The sequence below is a fragment of the Aeromonas sp. DNP9 genome (assembly GCF_001728955.1).
GTDB lineage: Bacteria > Pseudomonadota > Gammaproteobacteria > Enterobacterales > Aeromonadaceae > Aeromonas > Aeromonas veronii.
Map to the genome: position 1 here is coordinate 42,726 of NZ_LYSQ01000017.1, position 15,266 is coordinate 57,991.

Consider the following 15,266-nt stretch of genomic DNA (forward strand, 5'->3'; position numbering starts at 1 on the left):
GGAAACCATCTTGCCGTGCAAATTCATGGACTTCAATCTGCAAGCGTACCAAGCCGATCACTTGTTGCACCTCAGCGTCAAACCCCAGCGCCGCCTCACGGTACAGGAAAATGACCAGCACCGCTGGCTGGAGATAGACGGCGTGGTGCAATCCGCCATGTCGCTCGCCGACCCCGCGACCCTCTGTCTGCCCCATCAACGGGTCATCGCCTGCCTGCTGCCCGAGCAGGCCACACAGATACTCGAACTGGGGCTGGGGGGCGGCGATCTCACTCGCCATCTCTGCCAACGCTGGCCCGATGCCCGCCATGAGTGCGTCGACCTCGACGAAGAGGTGCTGACCGTTTATCAGCAGTTTTTCCAGCATCAGGAGAGCGATGAACGCGCTGCTCCGGCACTCCATCAGGCCGATGCCCTCGCCTTTTTGGAGCAGAGCGAACTGCAGTACGATCTCATCCTGCTCGATCTATTCAGTCAGGATGGCAACCCGCTGCTGCTGTTTCAGGAGCGGCTCTACCGGGCGCTGGCTCCCCGCCTCTGCGGCACCCTGGTGATCAACCTGCTGCCGCGCACCGCACTGGAGCTAACCCACGCCCTGACACTGATAGAACAGTGGATTGGCCCCGCTACCCCCTATCCGGTTGCGGGGCTTATCAACGTGATCGTCCACGTCATACCGCGGGATCAAGCATCCTCAGACCTGTAGCCAGAAGGTCGTCGGCCCCTCGTTGACCAGCGCCACCTTCATGTCGGCGGCAAAACGGCCGGTTTCGGTCGGAATGCCGCTGGCTGAAGCCTTGGCCACGAAGTAGTCATAGAGCCGCTCGGCCTCGCTCGGGTGAGCACCGCAGGAGAAGCTGGGACGCATCCCTCGCTTGGTATCCGCCGCCAGCGTGAATTGGGAGACAACCAGCAGACTGCCGCCGATCTGGCTGACATTCAGGTTCATCTTGCCCTCCTTATCCGGAAAGATGCGATAACCACTGACCCGATGCAGCAACTTGTCGGCCTTGGCCTCGTCATCCCCCTGCTCAACCCCGAGCAGTACCAGTAATCCCTGACCGATGGCGCCGGTCACCTCCCCCTCGACAGTCACGCTGGCCTCGCTGACCCGCTGAATCAATGCAATCACATCCCTCTCCTTTGAAAACAGAACGACCGCCCCCTCGCAGGGGCGGTCGTCGATGCTACCAATAAACCGGTGGGCAAGGCGATGGCTTAGCCGAGCTCCTCACTCGCCGGTTTCTCATATTCACCGAGGCAGGCCGTGGTTTCAGCCCCCAGCAGCACCACCAGCCAGCTGAGATAGACCCAGACAAACAGGATCGGGATGGTAGCCAGCGCGCCGTAGATGGCCTGATAGGAGGGGAAGTTGGTGATGTAGATGGCAAAGCCGCGCTTGGCCAGCTCGAACAGGGTCGCCGCTACCAGCGCACCGATAAAGGCGTGGATCAGCCGCACCTTGCAGTTCGGCACCACGGTATAGACCAGCAGGAAGGTGAGCACCGAGAAGAGGAATGGCAAACCCCGCAGCAGCAGATAACCGATACCGAACAGGCTCTCGGCGCCAAACAGCCGCAGCGAGAAGATGTAGGAGGAGATGGCGATACTGGCCCCGATAAGCACGGGTCCCAAGGTGAGGATCATCCAGTACATGGCAAACGCCTGCGCCAGCGGGCGGCCCTGGGTCGAGCGCCAGATGTAGTTGAGGTTCTTGTCGATGGCGGAGATCAGCATCAGCGCCACCACCACCAGCGCCCCAATCCCCACAGCCGTGGTGTTGGTGGCATTGGCGACGAAGCCGTCGATGTACTCCTTGAGCATATCGCCCGCAGTCGGCACAAAGTTGTGGTAGACGAACTGCTCCATCGCCTGCTTGAGGCTCTGGAACACCGGGAAGGCGGACATCATGCCAAAGACCACGGCGATCATCGGCACCAGCGAAAGCAGGGTGACATAGGCCAGATAACCGGCGGTAACCGTCAATCTGTCCTGCTGGAAACGGCCCCAGACAAACTGGGCAAAGTGGCGACCATCATGGCGCAAGAAGGAGAGGGCGTGGGCCAAACGGCCGCTGACAGGCTGCTGCATCTTGATTCTCGTTAGCGTCATAGTGGCAATATTGTGTCAGAGGAGAGCGCTGTTTGACCACCTTTGCACCCGATTTGCCTCCATCTGCCCCAACCTATCACCCAGTAGGCGTCTCTGGCTGTCGTCAGAAGCAGAAATCAAAACGGCCCCGCAATGGGGCCGTTTGCAACGCCGGATTACAGCATGTAGTCCGCGGGCAGCTCGATGCGGGCAACGCCGGAGGCCACCGCTGCCAGCGCCACGGCGCGGGCTACGCGCGGCAGCAGACGGGCATCCATCGGCTTGGGAATGACGTAATCCTTGCCGAAGGCGAGCTCGCTGACCCCGGCGGCGGTCAGCACCTCGGCTGGCACCGGCTCCTTGGCCAGAGCACGGATCGCCTCGACCGCAGCAATCTTCATGGCATCGTTGATGCGGCTGGCGCGGGCGTCTAGGGCACCGCGGAAGATGAAGGGGAAACAGAGCACGTTGTTGATCTGGTTCGGGTAGTCGGAGCGGCCGGTACCCATGATAAGGTCACTGCGTACCGCGTGGGCCAGCGCCGGTTTGATCTCCGGATCCGGGTTGGAGCAGGCGAAGATCACCGGATTGGGCGCCATCAGGGCGACCGCTTCGGCGGGCAACACATCGGGGCCGGAGACACCAACAAACACATCCGCTCCTTCGATGACATCCATCAGGGTGCGCAGCGGGGTCTCGTTGGCGAAACGCTGCTTGTACTTGTTGAGATCGCTGCGGCCGGTGTGAATCACCCCCTGACGATCCAGCATGAAGATGTTGTACGCCCTGGCGCCACACTTGATCAGCAGATCCATACAGGCGGTGGCGGCAGCCCCCGCCCCCATGCAAACGATGCGGCTGTCGCTGATCTGCTTGCCCTGCACTTCCAGCGCATTGAGCAGCCCGGCGGCGGTGACGATGGCGGTACCGTGCTGGTCATCATGGAACACCGGAATATCGCAGCGCGCGATCAGCGCCTCTTCAATCTCGAAGCACTCAGGTGCCTTGATATCTTCCAGATTGATGCCACCGAAGGTATCGGCGATAGCCGCCACCGTGTCGATAAACTGCTGGCTGGTCTCGTGCTTCACCTCGATGTCGATGGCGTCGATACCGGCGAAGCGCTTGAACAACAGGGCCTTGCCCTCCATCACCGGCTTGGAGGCCAGCGGCCCCAGATTACCCAGCCCCAGAATGGCGGTGCCGTTGGAGATGACGGCCACCAGATTGCCCTTGCCGGTATAGCGGTAGGCGTCGGCCGGGTTGGCAGCGATCTCGCGCACTGGCTCGGCAACACCCGGGCTGTAGGCCAACGCCAGATCGCGGGCGGTTTCGGCAGGCTTGGTCAGGGCGATGGCAATTTTGCCCGGTACGGGCTGGGCGTGGTAATCGAGTGCTTCTTGACGCAGATCGGACATGGGGGACCCCGATGTGGTTGGTGCAAATGAGGTGCCGACAGGGGGCACGCAGAAGGGCGGGGATCATAAAAGAAAGCAGGGGTCATTCCCAGCAGATCATGCTACCGCCAGCCAGATCAGACCAGTTATTTCAGCACCTTACCCCACCCATGCCTACCACTTTAGTTATAGATCCTGCTGCATGGGGTAAAAATGGCGCAAAAAGGGCGGCAAGTTGGCCTTGCCGCCCTTTCTGTCAGTGCTGTAGACCTGACTCAGTTGCCCAGATAGACCGGCAACAGATTTGCCATCGACAGGAAGTGGAACAGCGCGGTCGCCAATCCGAACAGGATCAGCAGCCAGGCCATCAGCTTGCCGCCAGGGGTGACGAAGCGGGACGTCACTTCGCCCCGCTCGGCCCGCGCCCGGGTGCGCAGCACCAGCAGTGCCGGGATGATGCAGGTCCAGATGGTGGCGGCGGCACCGGCATAGCCGATGGCCAGCAGGAAGCCGAACGGGAAGAGCAGGGAGAGCACCAGCGGCGGCAGGAAGGTGACCGCCCAGGTCTTGCAGCGACCGGCGCGGCTGTTGTCGAACTTGAACAGATCAGCCAGATAGTCGAACACCCCGAGCCCCACTCCGATAAAGGAGGAGAGGATCGCCGCCATGGAGAAGCCGTTGATTGCGCTGGCCACCTTCTCCGATTCGATCACCCCTGAAAGCGCGGAGAGCAGCACACTCACATCCCCTCCCTTGGCAATCACGGGAGCAAAATCCTGACGGGGCAGGTTGCCGAAGATCCCCAGCAGCCAGAGCACGTAGAGCGCCAGCGCGATCAGGGTTCCCCCCAGAATGGCCCATCTGGCCTGCTGCTCGTTCTGGTAGTAGGCACGCAGGGAGGCCACCGAGTGGTGATAGCCGAACGAGGTGAGCGCCACTGGCAGCATCGCCATGGCATAGGGGGCGTAGCGACTCTCGCTGCCCGCCAGATCGAGCAGGGTCGGCAGCTTGATACTGCCGAGCAGCCCGGCCACACCGAGGGCGAAGCTGAGGATCATAAAGGCGATCAGTACCACCGAAATACGGTCAACGGCGCGAGTCGAGTGCCACACCACCGCAGAGAAGAGCGCCACGAACAGCACGGACGCGAGCTTGCTGTCGATCCCCAGGATGCCCTGCAGGATGGCACCGGAGGAGGTGATATAGGCGTAAAGCAGAATGCCGCCAACAAAGTAGACCGAGAGGTTGTTGAGGAGATTGAGCTTCTCCCCCAGCAGCTCGCGAGTCACAGTATTGAAGGAGACCCGCATATCGTGGTGCTGGAAGGATTCCAGCAACATCCAGCCGGAGAGGGTCATCATCACCATGGTGACGGTCAGCGCCAGCACCGACCAGAGGGTCCAGGCCCCCGCCCCCGAACTCGGCAGACCGAGCATGCCAGCCCCCACGCAGACGCTGGCAATGATGCAGGCGCCCCCCAAAATTGATGGTTTTTTCTTCATAATCCCTTCTTTTTCTGACTGGTTATCTATCCGCGGTAAACAAGACCGCGGCATGATGCCAGCCTTTGCCCGGGGAAGCACCTCAATATGGGCCAAAGGGGGGCTGACGGCGCCTGACTGGCCACAGCCAGCGCCATCAGCGCGAAGCCAAGAGGCTCAATCCATTACGGGGATCCCGGCTTTTGCCTCCGCCTCTCTGGCGATAGCCTCGGTCATCCCCTGAAAGATGAATAGGTGGAACGGCAGCATGGCGAGCCAGTAAGCCAGCCCCCAGGCGCCCTGCGGATGCCAGTGGGCGGTGACCCGGATGCGGGTCAACCCGGACTCCTCCGGCAGGATGTTGAACTCCAGCCGGCCGACGCCCGGGGCCTTCATGTTGAACAGCAGATCGAGCCTGCGCCCCTCATCCACCCCGAGGATCTGCCAGGAGTCGAGCATGTCACCCTTCACGAAGCGATCGGGATTGCTGCGACCACGGGTGCGGGCCGGACCGCCGATCAGGTGATCCATCCATTCGCGCACCACCCACAGCTGGTTCATGTAGAAGTAGCGCTTCTCGCCACCCAACTGTTGCAACACCTGCCACACCACCTCGGGGGAGGCGAGACAGATGGCATCGCCGCTGGCGGTACGGTCATAGAAGCCATATTCGGGATGACGCCAGCGCAGGCCGAGCGGCGTCTCCTGTCCCTGCTGCTCGGCCCCCAGCTTCTGCTCCAGCGCCAGACTCTCCGCCAGCGCTTCGTCAAAACTGAGCAGGGTCTGCGGCAGCAGTGCACGCAGCGGGCCATCGTCGGCCGGAATATCATGCTTGAGGCCACCCACCAATGCCTTGGCCACCGGCTGCGGCACCGAAGTGACAAACTGCAGCCACCAGGCGGAGAGACGCGGACTCAAAAACGGGATGGGAATGATGGGACAGCGCTTGCCGATATGGGCGGCGAACTTCTGCAACTGCTGTTGATAGCTAAGCAGTTCTGGGCCGACTGCATTGAAGATGCGGCCATCCACCTCGTCGGCTTCCACCAGCCCACCCAGATAGTGCAGCAGGTTGGACAGCGCAATCGGCGGCGTGCGCGAGCGCACCCACTTCGGCGTCACCATCATCGGCAGGTTGAACACCAGATCCCGCATCACCTCGAACGCCGCCGAGCCCGGGCCGATGATAATGCCTGCGCGCAGCTCCACCGTCGGTACGCCGGATTCACGAAACAGCTCGCCACAGTGGCGGCGGGAGTTGAGATGGCGACTGTTGCACTGCTCGGGCTGGATTGCCCCGAGATATATGATACGGCGCACCCCGGCGGCGCGGGCGGCGGCAGCAAAGTTCTTCACCCCCTGCTGCTCCAGCCGGTGAAAATCGGCCCCCGCCCCCATGGCATGCACCAGATAAAAAACGGTATCGATGCCCGCCAGCGCAGGCAGCAGGGTGATGGGCTTGAGGCTGTCGGCGAGGCGAAACTCGACCCCCTCAGGCAATCGGCAGGGACGGCGCGCCCCGGCAATCACCCTGTAGCCCAGGGTTTGCAGGTGAGGCACCAGATAGGAACCTATATACCCCGCCGCCCCCATCACCAAACAATTTCTCATGTAATTCTCCCTATCCTCACCGATGCCGCTTGTCAGCCAGAGTGCGCAGCGCTACCTGAAAATGTTCAACTAGAGCGCCACTATCCAGTCTCTTGCCATCCTGCCACGCCACCACCTTGCAACCTAGTACTAACCACCTCCCTGATTAGTCCGATTTGGTGTTAAGCCCTGCTTATTCGCTGGTCGATAAATAACCAGATGTATAGCGCCGAGGACGAACGTATGCGCATCGATCACTACGACCTCCAGGGGGAGGTGCAATACCGGCAACAACAGGCCCAGAGCCGCAAGGTGCGCAATCTTGGGCCAGTGCCACCCGCCGTCAATCCACCGGAAGGCAACAACACGGCAGTGGCCGGCGAACGCAGTAGCACCCTGACTCTCACCAGCGCCCTGATGCTGCAAACCTCGAGGCAATCCGCCGCCAGCCAGCAAGCGACAACACCTCCCGCCCCGCCCGCAGCGGACGTCGGCAAAGAGCAAGATGGTATTCCCGATGATGGGCTGGATAACCGCCAGCGACTGATCAAGCTGATGATTGAGGCGATGCTGGGCCACGAAATCGAGCTGCCCAAGCCGGTCAAACCCTCCGAAGAGGGAGGCGATGGAGTGACCCAAGGAGACGCCGCGGCTCAAGCCGCCGAGCCGGATCAACTGGTGGAGGTGACTGACACCCTGCTGCAACAGGAGCAGCTCAACGTGGTAGCATCGGCCAGCGTAGCGACTCGGGATGGTCAGACTATTCAGCTCGATCTCGGCTTTGTGCTCGACTGGCGCCAGCTGGAGGTGAGCCAGCGGCGCACCACCCTCAATGCCCTCAAGGATCCTCTGGTGCTCAGTCTGGATGGCAAGATTGCCGATCTGACCGAGACTAGAGTCACTTTCGATATTGATCAGGATGGCAAAGAGGATAGCCTGCCGGGCTTGAGTGAAGGGAGCGGCTTTGTAGCGCTGGATCGCAACGGCAACGGCACCATTGACGATGGCGGCGAGCTGTTCGGGGCCCGCTCCGGCAATGGCTTCGGCGAGTTGGCCACCATGGATGAGGATGGCAACGGGGTGCTGGATGAGGGGGATAGCCAGTTTTCAGCCCTGCAGTTCTGGCATCCCGAGCACGCACCTATAGCTCTGGTCGAACTGGGGATCGGCGCCATCCTGCTCCATCCCCTCGACACCCCCTTCAACCATCTTGGGGAGAGCGGCAATCAGGGGGTGCTGCGCCAATCCGGCCTCTATCTCACCGAACAGGGTAAAGGAGGCTGGGTGCAGCAGATCGATCTGCGGGTCTGAGCCTTGAAATAAAATCACCCATCGGTCGCTGACGATAACTGTCAGCGACCGGCTCCGGTGCCACCATCAACTCAGCTCGGTGGGGTCGATATCCAGACTCCAGCGCACCTTTTTGGTCTCGGGCCACCCCTCCAGCTCCTTCACCGCCCAATCCAGCAACTGGGCCAGTGGCGCCCGGTTCGGCCCCTGCACCAGCAACTGCATGCGGAACTTGCCCGCCTTGCGCTCCATAAAGCCGCTGATGGGCCCCAGCACCTGAACGTGGGGATAACGGGCGCTGCGCAGGGTATCGGCGAGTCGGGCGAGGAACAGCTGCACCTCGTCACGACCGTTGGCCTCGGCGCGGAACAGCCCCTGATAGCTGAAGGGCGGCAACCCCAGCAGGCGGCGCTCTTTCAACGCCGTATCGGCGAAGTGGCCGTAACCGTTCTGGGTCAGATCCTGCAGCAGGGCATGTTCCGGATGGTGGCTCTGCAGCACTACCAACCCGGGTTTGCTGGCGCGCCCGGCACGACCCGCCACCTGGGTGTAGAGCTGGGCCAGTTTCTCGGCGGCGCGAAAATCGGCGCTGAACAGAGCGCCATCCACATCCAGCAGACCCACTAGCGTCACATCCGGGAAGTGGTGGCCCTTGGCCAGCATCTGGGTGCCGATCAGGATCTTGTACTTGCCCGCCTTGATGTCGCCGAGATGGGTCTCCAGCTCCCCCTTGCGGCGGGTGTTGTCCCGATCGATGCGCACCACCGGATATTGCGGGAAAACCGTGGTGAGCAGCTGTTCCAGCTGCTCGGTGCCCACTCCCGATCCGATCAGTTCGTTGCTGCCACACTCGGGGCAGTGGTGGGGCAAGGGGCGCACGCTGTCGCAATGATGGCAGTGCAGCCGTCGCCCGGCCTGATGCCAGGTGTACCAGGCATCGCAACGCTCACAAGCGGCGCTCCAGCCACACTGGTGACAGATCAGAGCCGGGGCATAGCCACGGCGGTTGAGAAACAGCATCACCTGATTGCCCGCCGCCAGATGTTCTGCCATCAGCTGCTCCAGCTGGGGAGAGAGCCCGGCCTGCAGCCGCACGTTCTTGATATCCAGGATCACCTGACGGGCGGTCTGGGCGTTACCGGCACGACGAGTCAGGGTGAGATGGTGATACTTGCCGGTGCGGGCGTTGTACAGCGTCTCCAACGACGGGGTGGCCGAGCCAAGCAGGATGGGGATACCGGCACGATGAGCCCGCATCACCGCCAGATCCCGCGCTTGGTAGCGAAAACCGTCCTGCTGCTTGAAGGAGCCGTCGTGCTCTTCGTCGATGATGATAATGCCGAGGTTGTGAAACGGGGTGAACACCGCAGAGCGGGTGCCGATCAGGATGGCAGCGCCGCCGTCGCGGCAGGCGAGCCAGGCGTCGAGCCGCTCCCGATCGTTCATGGCCGAGTTCATCGCCACCACCGGCACGTTGAAGCGGCGCCGGAAGCGGTTGATGGTCTGTGGAGTGAGGCCGATCTCCGGTACCATCACCAGCGCCTGCTTGCCCGCCTTGAGCAACGGCTCGAGGATGCTTAAATACACCTCGGTCTTGCCGGAACCTGTGATGCCATCCAGCAGGAAGGCTCCGAACTTGTCGCTCTGGCTGGTAACGGCAGAGACGGCCAGCGCCTGCTCGCCGTTGAGACGCAGCCCCTCCCCCGGCTCGAAACGGGCAGCCCAATCGCCGTCGTGACTCGGCTCCAGCGAGCGCTTTTCCAGCAGCCCCTTCTTCTCCAGCGCGGTGAGTGCGGCGCACTGGATCTCCTCCTGCTTGAGGGCAGAGGGGGTCTGCGGCCCCTTGCGCAGCAGGGCGAGCGCTTGCTGCTGCTTGGCCGCCCGCTTGAGCTCGTTAAGGTCGATGGCCATGCCGGCCTCGGTAGCAAACCAGAACTCCAGCTCCCGATAGGCGGCTGGCTCCCCCTTGCGCACCAGCACTGGCAGGGCGTGAGGCAACACCTCACCCAGCGGATGCTGGTAGTAGCTGGCGCTCCAGTTCATCAGCGCCAGAATATCCGGCCCCAGCACCGGTGCCGTGTCCAATGCCCGTTTGATGGGCTTGAGCTTGTTGCGGGGCACCTGGCTGTCGGCCGGATGATCCACCACCAGCCCGACCAGGGTCTGGGGACCGAAAGGGATCTCGACCCGGCAACCGGGGGCAGGTAACGGCAGGGGAGAGAGATAGTCGAAGTGACGGCGTAACGGTACCGGGACAGCGACACGAACCAGATCCAGCGTTTGGGAAGAATTCACCAGGGGTTGCCTATTTTTTCTGCGAAGCCACTTGCCTGATCTCAGGCATTTCCTATATTATTCGCAGCCTTTGAAACTGTGTTCAACAATCGTGTGGTGTCCGACAAGAGATCGGATGGCGACACGGCCTATTAATTGAGGTTGTCCATGAAAGCTGGTATCCATCCTGACTACGTAGCCATCACCGCCAAGTGCTCTTGCGGTAACGTCATCAACACTTTCTCTACCATCGGTAAAGATCTGAACCTGGACGTGTGCTCCGAGTGCCACCCGTTCTACACCGGCAAGCAGAAAGAAGTTTCTAGCGGCGGCCGCGTAGACAAGTTCAACAAGCGTTTCGGTGCGATGACCACCAAGAAGTAATTTTACTTCTGAAGAATTCTGAAAAAGGCGCCCAATGGGCGCCTTTTTTACGATCCCTGTTTTTCATCCTTCATGTTCCCGCAGCCAGACGCACTCTCCCCTACTGGCCAAATCCTTTGGAACGACGCAAATAGACATACCCCTCACCCGGGCTACCCCAGCGCGGGCTCCCTGCGTTGTCATAGGCGCGATCCAGCAATCTGACGCTATCGGGGCCAATCCAGATATGCTGCACCAGCGTAGTGGCTCCACCAAAATCGGTGGAGCAGTGGCCCACCCGGGTGTGGCCGGCATATTCGCCGGAGGGAGTGCGTGTCAGCCAGATCTCGCATCCGTGGCGCAAGGAGAGCTGCTGCGGGGTCAGACTGTCGAGCAGGGCGGGATCATGCCAGGCACCGGCAAAATCGGTGGCTCGGGGCATGGTCAGCTCTGCCATCAGGATCCGCCCGTCAGGGGCGGGTGAGAAGCGATAGATGCGCTGGCGGAAAGGACGAACGGAGCGCAGACTCAGGTACTGCTCGGCATAGACCCAGCGATAGCCCTGATAGCCGGGCCAGATCTCCATCAGGCGTAGCTCGGCACTGGTAAAGCGGCTGTCGTAACTGGCCTGCTCCCGGCTCGTAAAGGCCCCGTTGAACCAGCTGAGTAGCGGCTCCATACCGGGCTTGAGTGGGGTAGCCTGAGGCGCCGAACCTGCCAACACCAGACAGGAACAGAGCAGCCCGAATACGGCCACCAGCAACTTTGCCATCGAATCCTTCCGAATCATCATAGTGGCGGCGATTATATGAGCGAATTTCCCCAATAACAGCCATTACGATCAAATCATTGCCACTCTGGTGCAAAAACCTCACAAGGATGCCAGTCCGCTCACTAAACCCGATATTTTGCCACCGCCTTGTTGAGCAGCTGGGCCTGCTCGTTGAGACCCTCGCTGGATCTCGCATTTTCCTCCGCCATGATGCTCGACTCCTGAGCGATGTCACGGATGTTGTTGACGTTGCGGTTCACCTCGTTGGCCACCAGACTCTGCTGTTCGATGGCTGCCGCAATCTGGGTGCTCATGTCCATGATGTGGGTAACATCCTGAGTGATCTGCCCCAGCAACTCCCCTGCGGTACTGGCCTGATCCGAGCTGCGGTTGCCCTGCTCGCGGCAGGTCGCCATTACCTCGACGATGCTGCCGGTCTGTTTCTGCAGCGAGCTGATGATGCCGGCAATCTCTTGGGTCGATTTCTGGGTACGGATGGCCAGATTGCGCACCTCATCGGCCACTACCGCAAAGCCGCGCCCCTGATCCCCTGCCCTAGCTGCTTCGATGGCTGCGTTGAGGGCCAGCAGGTTGGTCTGCTCGGCAATGCCGCGGATCACATCGAGCACGGAGCCGATGGTCTCGCTCTCTTTTTGCAGCTGGCTCACCTCGCGGGATGAACTCTCCAGATTGCCCGCCAGCGAGCGGATCTGCTCGACAGTATTCTCGACCGCAGTCCGCCCCTCCATCGCCTTGTTGTTGGTCGTCTGCGCATTGTTGGCCGCCTGCTCGGTGTTGCGGGCGATCTCTTCGATGGTGGATCCCATCTCGGTGGACGCGGTCGCCACCATATCAGTCTCCTGCAGCTGGCGCGCCGCCCCTTCACTGGTGCGCTTGACGTTGGCCGAGAGGTGATCCGCCGCTTCAGTCAGGGTGTGCACGCTCTGCTTCACATCGCCGATCAGATCGCGAAACCCACCCAGCATCACGTCGAGATTGCCTGCCAGCTGGGCCATTTCATCTGCCCCGCGCAACTCTATCTTCAGGCGCAGGTCATTATCCTGACGAATGCGGTTGACGGTATCATTCACCTGAGTAATGGGACGGTCGATGCTGCGCCCCAGCAACACGCTCATGATGCCGATCAGCACCACAATCACCCCGCCACAGACCAGCATCAGGCTGTTGAGGCGAGCGCTCTGCCGCTCAAGCTCAGCGACAATGTGCTGATCGACGGCGGCAAACCCCTGTTCGGTCTGATGCACCAGATCCCGCATCTGGTTGCGCAGCCCCTCATCCTCTTTCAGCCCCAGTACCTGCATCCCCTGCACCAACGCCACAAAGTCCTGCCGGTACTGCTTGCTGGCCTGCTCCAACCTGCCGCGATCCCCCTCCGGCAAAGTGGCAAGACTATCCTGAAAACTCTTGTGCAAGGTCTCGAAACGCTCCAGATACTGGATATCAGAGCGAAGCATGAAGTCTTTCTCCGCCCGTCTCAGCTGCAACATGGTGATGAGCAGCCCCTGCTGATCCAGCTGCTTGAGCCCATTCTCCACCTCATGCACCGCCGCCCGCAGCTTGCCATAGAGCCCCTCCTCCGGCCCCAGACCAATCTTCTGCTGCTGAGCCACCAGATCGTTGAAGGCTTTGCCATAGCCGCTGATCTGCTGATCCAGCCTGGTCAGCTCCCCCTCGACGGCCGCCAGATTGTCATCGGTCACCAGCTCCCGATTGTGCTGGTGAAAATCCGAGAGCCCCTGATTGAAGCGCTCGGCGAAGGCCATATCCTTGCGGATCAGAAAATCCTTCTCGGCCCGCCGCAGGTTGAGCATGGCGATCTCCAGCTGGTCGATATTACGCTGGGCTTCGGTCAGATGGCGGTGCACCTGGCTGGAGTAGATAAACAGGCCGCTCAGTACCAGCATGGCAACGGCAACCAGCACGGTATTCAGGATCAACTTATGACGGATAAGCACGATGGACCTCTCGCAAACTGGCAGTGAACTGCATTGAGCTTATGCAGAAAAGCGGCGACAGGTGATCTGTGCAAGGAATATTCATTGAAATGCCACACCCACTCCTTATACTGGTTGCACCTGTTTCCAGCCGTGGATTTGACACTATGGAATACAATACTTCTGAACTGTGCGACATCTATCAGGACATGGTGGATGTGCTTGAACCCATGCTCTGCTCCTTCGGCGGCCGCGCCTCTTTCGGCGGCGTCATCACCACCGTCAAATGCTTCGAATCGAATGGCCTGATCCGTGAACTCGTCAAAGAGAACGGACTGGGACGCGTCTTGCTGATCGATGGCGGTGGCTCCATGCGCCGAGCTCTGATCGACAGCGATATCGCCACCACGGCGGCCGAGAACGATTGGGAAGGGATTGTCTGCTACGGCTGCGTCCGCGAAGTCGATATTCTGGAAGATCTGGATATCGGTATTCAGGCACTGGCAGCCATTCCGGTCGGTGCCGACAGCAAGGATGTAGGGGAGACCGATCTGCCGGTCAACTTCGGTGGCGTGACCTTCCTGCCCGACGACCACCTCTACGCCGATACCACAGGGGTGATCCTCTCCCCCGAGGCACTCGATATCGAGTAAGCCACAGACAGCGTGACGACGGGAGCCTTGGCTCCCGTTTTTTATGTCTGCAACTTGCTGAAAAATGACCAAAAAAGAGGGCCAGATAAACTGGCCCTTAACTGGAAGCAATGTGAGCAATGTCGTGCCTTCACAAGAAGTCCATCACGTTGGAACGAATGAAGTCTTTCCCGGAAAACAAGTTAACAATAATCATTCTCATTTAACTAGGCAAGCGCTATTTGCAGAAAGTGCAAAAAAATTGACCACCGCGAAGGGTGGTCAATCTGGTCAGGCTTGCCGGGTGGCCGTTTGCAGGCTGGATAATCCGGCCTCGCCCACCAGCTTGCGGCTGAGGTAGCGCAACAAGACACCGTAGAGCGGCACGAACAAACCAAGGCTTATCAGCAACTTGAATACGTAATCGACGGTTGCGATCTCGACCCAGTGCTCTGCCATGAAAGGATCTGTGGTGCGCCAGAAGGCCACACTGAAGAAAGCGATGGTATCAACCAGATTACCGAACAGGGTGGAGGCCGCAGGTGCAATCCACCACTGCTTGAGCAGACGCAGGCGGTTGAACACCACCACATCCATGAACTGCCCTACCAGATAGGCCATAAAGCTGGCCAGCGCGATACGCGCTACGAACAGGTTGAACTCGGCCAGATGACCAACGCCCTGGAAACTCCCTTCGAAGAAGAGCACGGAGAGCACATAGGAGACCGCCAGCGCAGGAAGCATCACGGTCTGGATAATCTTGCGTGCCAGACCGGCACCGAAGATCCGCACCGTCAGGTCAGTGGCGAGGAAGATAAACGGGAAGCTGAACGCACCCCAAGTGGTGTGGAAGCCAAACACAGTGATCGGCAGCTGCACCAGATAGTTGCTGCTGGCAATGATCAGGATGTGGAACAACGACAGGCGAACGAGCGCCGTTTGGTACTGCGCAGGGGTCAGATTCATCTTGTGACCTTTTTGGTTAATGGGGTTAGGGAACCCATATCGCCACCATTGGCGATAATCGAGGGGCGAGATTATACGCCCCCAAACCGATAGTTCAATCTTTATGCGATTACGCTTGTCCAGGTTGGCCTGCGGCAGAGCAGGCCTTGTGGGCGATAGTCACACCTTGTGCTGTCTGGCGAGCCAGAGCAGCGCCTCCCGATCCGCCGGGCGCACCGCCTCCAGCCAGCAGCCGCTGTAGTGTTCGTACTCCAGCCGAAACTGGCTCCCTTCAAACTCCAGCAACCAACTATGGCGGTCGGCCCCCATATCCTGCTCGAGCGGCTGCAGCTCCCACTCTCGCAGCAAGACCTGCGCCAACAGAGGGAACGTGTCCCAGTTGAGTGCCGGACAATCCAGCGTCACCACGCCAGCTTCGCTATCTACCTGTTTGATTTGCCAACTCATTCCCTGTC

Annotated in this window: 14 protein-coding genes; 4 read left to right on the forward strand and 10 right to left on the reverse strand. The window is 60.4% G+C overall.

Features of this window, described 5'->3' with window-relative positions:
• Positions 1-25 precede the first annotated feature (25 nt).
• Positions 26-706, forward strand: coding sequence for a methyltransferase domain-containing protein (locus A9G06_RS12950; protein ID WP_069555499.1), 681 nt, complete (start codon positions 26-28; stop codon positions 704-706).
• Here A9G06_RS12950 and dtd read toward each other — a convergent pair.
• The 5 genes from dtd to A9G06_RS12975 form a co-directional block, all read right to left on the reverse strand.
• Complete coding sequence (dtd, locus tag A9G06_RS12955; RefSeq protein ID WP_069555500.1) at positions 695-1,132, reverse strand: D-aminoacyl-tRNA deacylase; 438 nt, start codon at positions 1,130-1,132, stop codon at positions 695-697. The two genes, A9G06_RS12950 and dtd, sit on opposite strands and share 12 nt — an antisense overlap.
• A gap of 86 nt (positions 1,133-1,218) precedes the next feature.
• A complete protein-coding gene (locus A9G06_RS12960; protein WP_005340664.1) occupies positions 1,219-2,091 on the reverse strand; it encodes a virulence factor BrkB family protein in 873 nt (290 codons plus the stop codon).
• Positions 2,092-2,267: 176 nt separating this feature from the next.
• Entirely contained in the window at positions 2,268-3,509 is a 1,242-nt protein-coding gene (locus A9G06_RS12965) for a malic enzyme-like NAD(P)-binding protein (protein ID WP_069555501.1), read from the reverse strand.
• A gap of 254 nt (positions 3,510-3,763) precedes the next feature.
• The gene (locus tag A9G06_RS12970) at positions 3,764-4,990 is read right to left on the reverse strand and encodes an aromatic amino acid transporter (RefSeq protein WP_069555502.1); all 1,227 of its coding nucleotides are present in this window, start codon (positions 4,988-4,990) and stop codon (positions 3,764-3,766) included.
• 156 nt (positions 4,991-5,146) lie between these two features.
• Positions 5,147-6,580: a DUF2867 domain-containing protein gene (locus A9G06_RS12975; protein ID WP_069555503.1), complete on the reverse strand. Its 1,434-nt coding sequence runs from the start codon at positions 6,578-6,580 to the stop codon at positions 5,147-5,149.
• Positions 6,581-6,778: 198 nt separating this feature from the next.
• Between A9G06_RS12975 and A9G06_RS12980 the strand changes: the two genes are divergently transcribed.
• Positions 6,779-7,870 carry a hypothetical protein gene (locus A9G06_RS12980; RefSeq protein ID WP_069555504.1) on the forward strand — a complete coding sequence of 364 codons (1,092 nt, stop codon included), beginning with the start codon at positions 6,779-6,781 and terminating at the stop codon, positions 7,868-7,870.
• A 66-nt stretch (positions 7,871-7,936) separates the two neighbouring features.
• Here A9G06_RS12980 and priA read toward each other — a convergent pair whose 3' ends face one another.
• Positions 7,937-10,144 carry a primosomal protein N' gene (priA, locus tag A9G06_RS12985; protein WP_069555505.1) on the reverse strand — a complete coding sequence of 736 codons (2,208 nt, stop codon included), beginning with the start codon at positions 10,142-10,144 and terminating at the stop codon, positions 7,937-7,939.
• A gap of 147 nt (positions 10,145-10,291) precedes the next feature.
• Here priA and rpmE point away from each other — a divergent pair, with 147 nt between their 5' ends.
• Positions 10,292-10,507, forward strand: a complete 216-nt coding sequence (gene rpmE / locus A9G06_RS12990) for a 50S ribosomal protein L31 (RefSeq protein WP_005340673.1) — start codon at positions 10,292-10,294, stop codon at positions 10,505-10,507.
• 100 nt (positions 10,508-10,607) lie between these two features.
• Here rpmE and A9G06_RS12995 read toward each other — a convergent pair whose 3' ends face one another.
• Both A9G06_RS12995 and A9G06_RS13000 read right to left on the reverse strand, forming a co-directional pair.
• Complete coding sequence (locus A9G06_RS12995) at positions 10,608-11,258, reverse strand: chromophore lyase CpcT/CpeT (protein ID WP_005340675.1); 651 nt, start codon at positions 11,256-11,258, stop codon at positions 10,608-10,610.
• A 122-nt stretch (positions 11,259-11,380) separates the two neighbouring features.
• Positions 11,381-13,234, reverse strand: a complete 1,854-nt coding sequence (locus A9G06_RS13000; RefSeq protein ID WP_069555506.1) for a methyl-accepting chemotaxis protein — start codon at positions 13,232-13,234, stop codon at positions 11,381-11,383.
• Between the two features lie 146 nt (positions 13,235-13,380).
• Between A9G06_RS13000 and rraA the strand changes: the two genes are divergently transcribed.
• Positions 13,381-13,866, forward strand: coding sequence for a ribonuclease E activity regulator RraA (gene rraA / locus A9G06_RS13005; RefSeq protein WP_005340678.1), 486 nt, complete (start codon positions 13,381-13,383; stop codon positions 13,864-13,866).
• 270 nt (positions 13,867-14,136) lie between these two features.
• On the opposite strand, the gene A9G06_RS13010 is transcribed toward rraA, so the two are convergent.
• Together A9G06_RS13010 and A9G06_RS13015 are read right to left on the reverse strand one after the other, a co-directional pair.
• The gene (locus tag A9G06_RS13010) at positions 14,137-14,811 is read right to left on the reverse strand and encodes a 7-cyano-7-deazaguanine/7-aminomethyl-7-deazaguanine transporter (protein ID WP_069555507.1); all 675 of its coding nucleotides are present in this window, start codon (positions 14,809-14,811) and stop codon (positions 14,137-14,139) included.
• A gap of 159 nt (positions 14,812-14,970) precedes the next feature.
• On the reverse strand, positions 14,971-15,258 hold the full coding sequence (locus A9G06_RS13015; protein ID WP_069555508.1) for a DUF3630 family protein: 288 nt from the start codon (positions 15,256-15,258) through the stop codon (positions 14,971-14,973).
• Positions 15,259-15,266 lie beyond the last annotated feature (8 nt).

What these genes read in the sequence shown, in the direction of transcription:
- A9G06_RS12960 (WP_005340664.1), bottom strand. Translation starts at nt 2,091, where the DNA reads ATGCAGCAGCCTGTCAGCGGCCGTTTGGCCCACGCCCTCTCCTTCTTG.
- rraA (WP_005340678.1), top strand. Translation starts at nt 13,381, where the DNA reads ATGGAATACAATACTTCTGAACTGTGCGACATCTATCAGGACATGGTG.
- A9G06_RS13015 (WP_069555508.1), bottom strand. Translation starts at nt 15,258, where the DNA reads ATGAGTTGGCAAATCAAACAGGTAGATAGCGAAGCTGGCGTGGTGACG.
- A9G06_RS12995 (WP_005340675.1), bottom strand. Translation starts at nt 11,258, where the DNA reads ATGGCAAAGTTGCTGGTGGCCGTATTCGGGCTGCTCTGTTCCTGTCTG.
- A9G06_RS12970 (WP_069555502.1), bottom strand. Translation starts at nt 4,990, where the DNA reads ATGAAGAAAAAACCATCAATTTTGGGGGGCGCCTGCATCATTGCCAGC.
- A9G06_RS12965 (WP_069555501.1), bottom strand. Translation starts at nt 3,509, where the DNA reads ATGTCCGATCTGCGTCAAGAAGCACTCGATTACCACGCCCAGCCCGTA.
- A9G06_RS12975 (WP_069555503.1), bottom strand. Translation starts at nt 6,580, where the DNA reads ATGAGAAATTGTTTGGTGATGGGGGCGGCGGGGTATATAGGTTCCTAT.
- rpmE (WP_005340673.1), top strand. Translation starts at nt 10,292, where the DNA reads ATGAAAGCTGGTATCCATCCTGACTACGTAGCCATCACCGCCAAGTGC.
- A9G06_RS12980 (WP_069555504.1), top strand. Translation starts at nt 6,779, where the DNA reads ATGTATAGCGCCGAGGACGAACGTATGCGCATCGATCACTACGACCTC.
- A9G06_RS13010 (WP_069555507.1), bottom strand. Translation starts at nt 14,811, where the DNA reads ATGAATCTGACCCCTGCGCAGTACCAAACGGCGCTCGTTCGCCTGTCG.
- A9G06_RS12950 (WP_069555499.1), top strand. Translation starts at nt 26, where the DNA reads ATGGACTTCAATCTGCAAGCGTACCAAGCCGATCACTTGTTGCACCTC.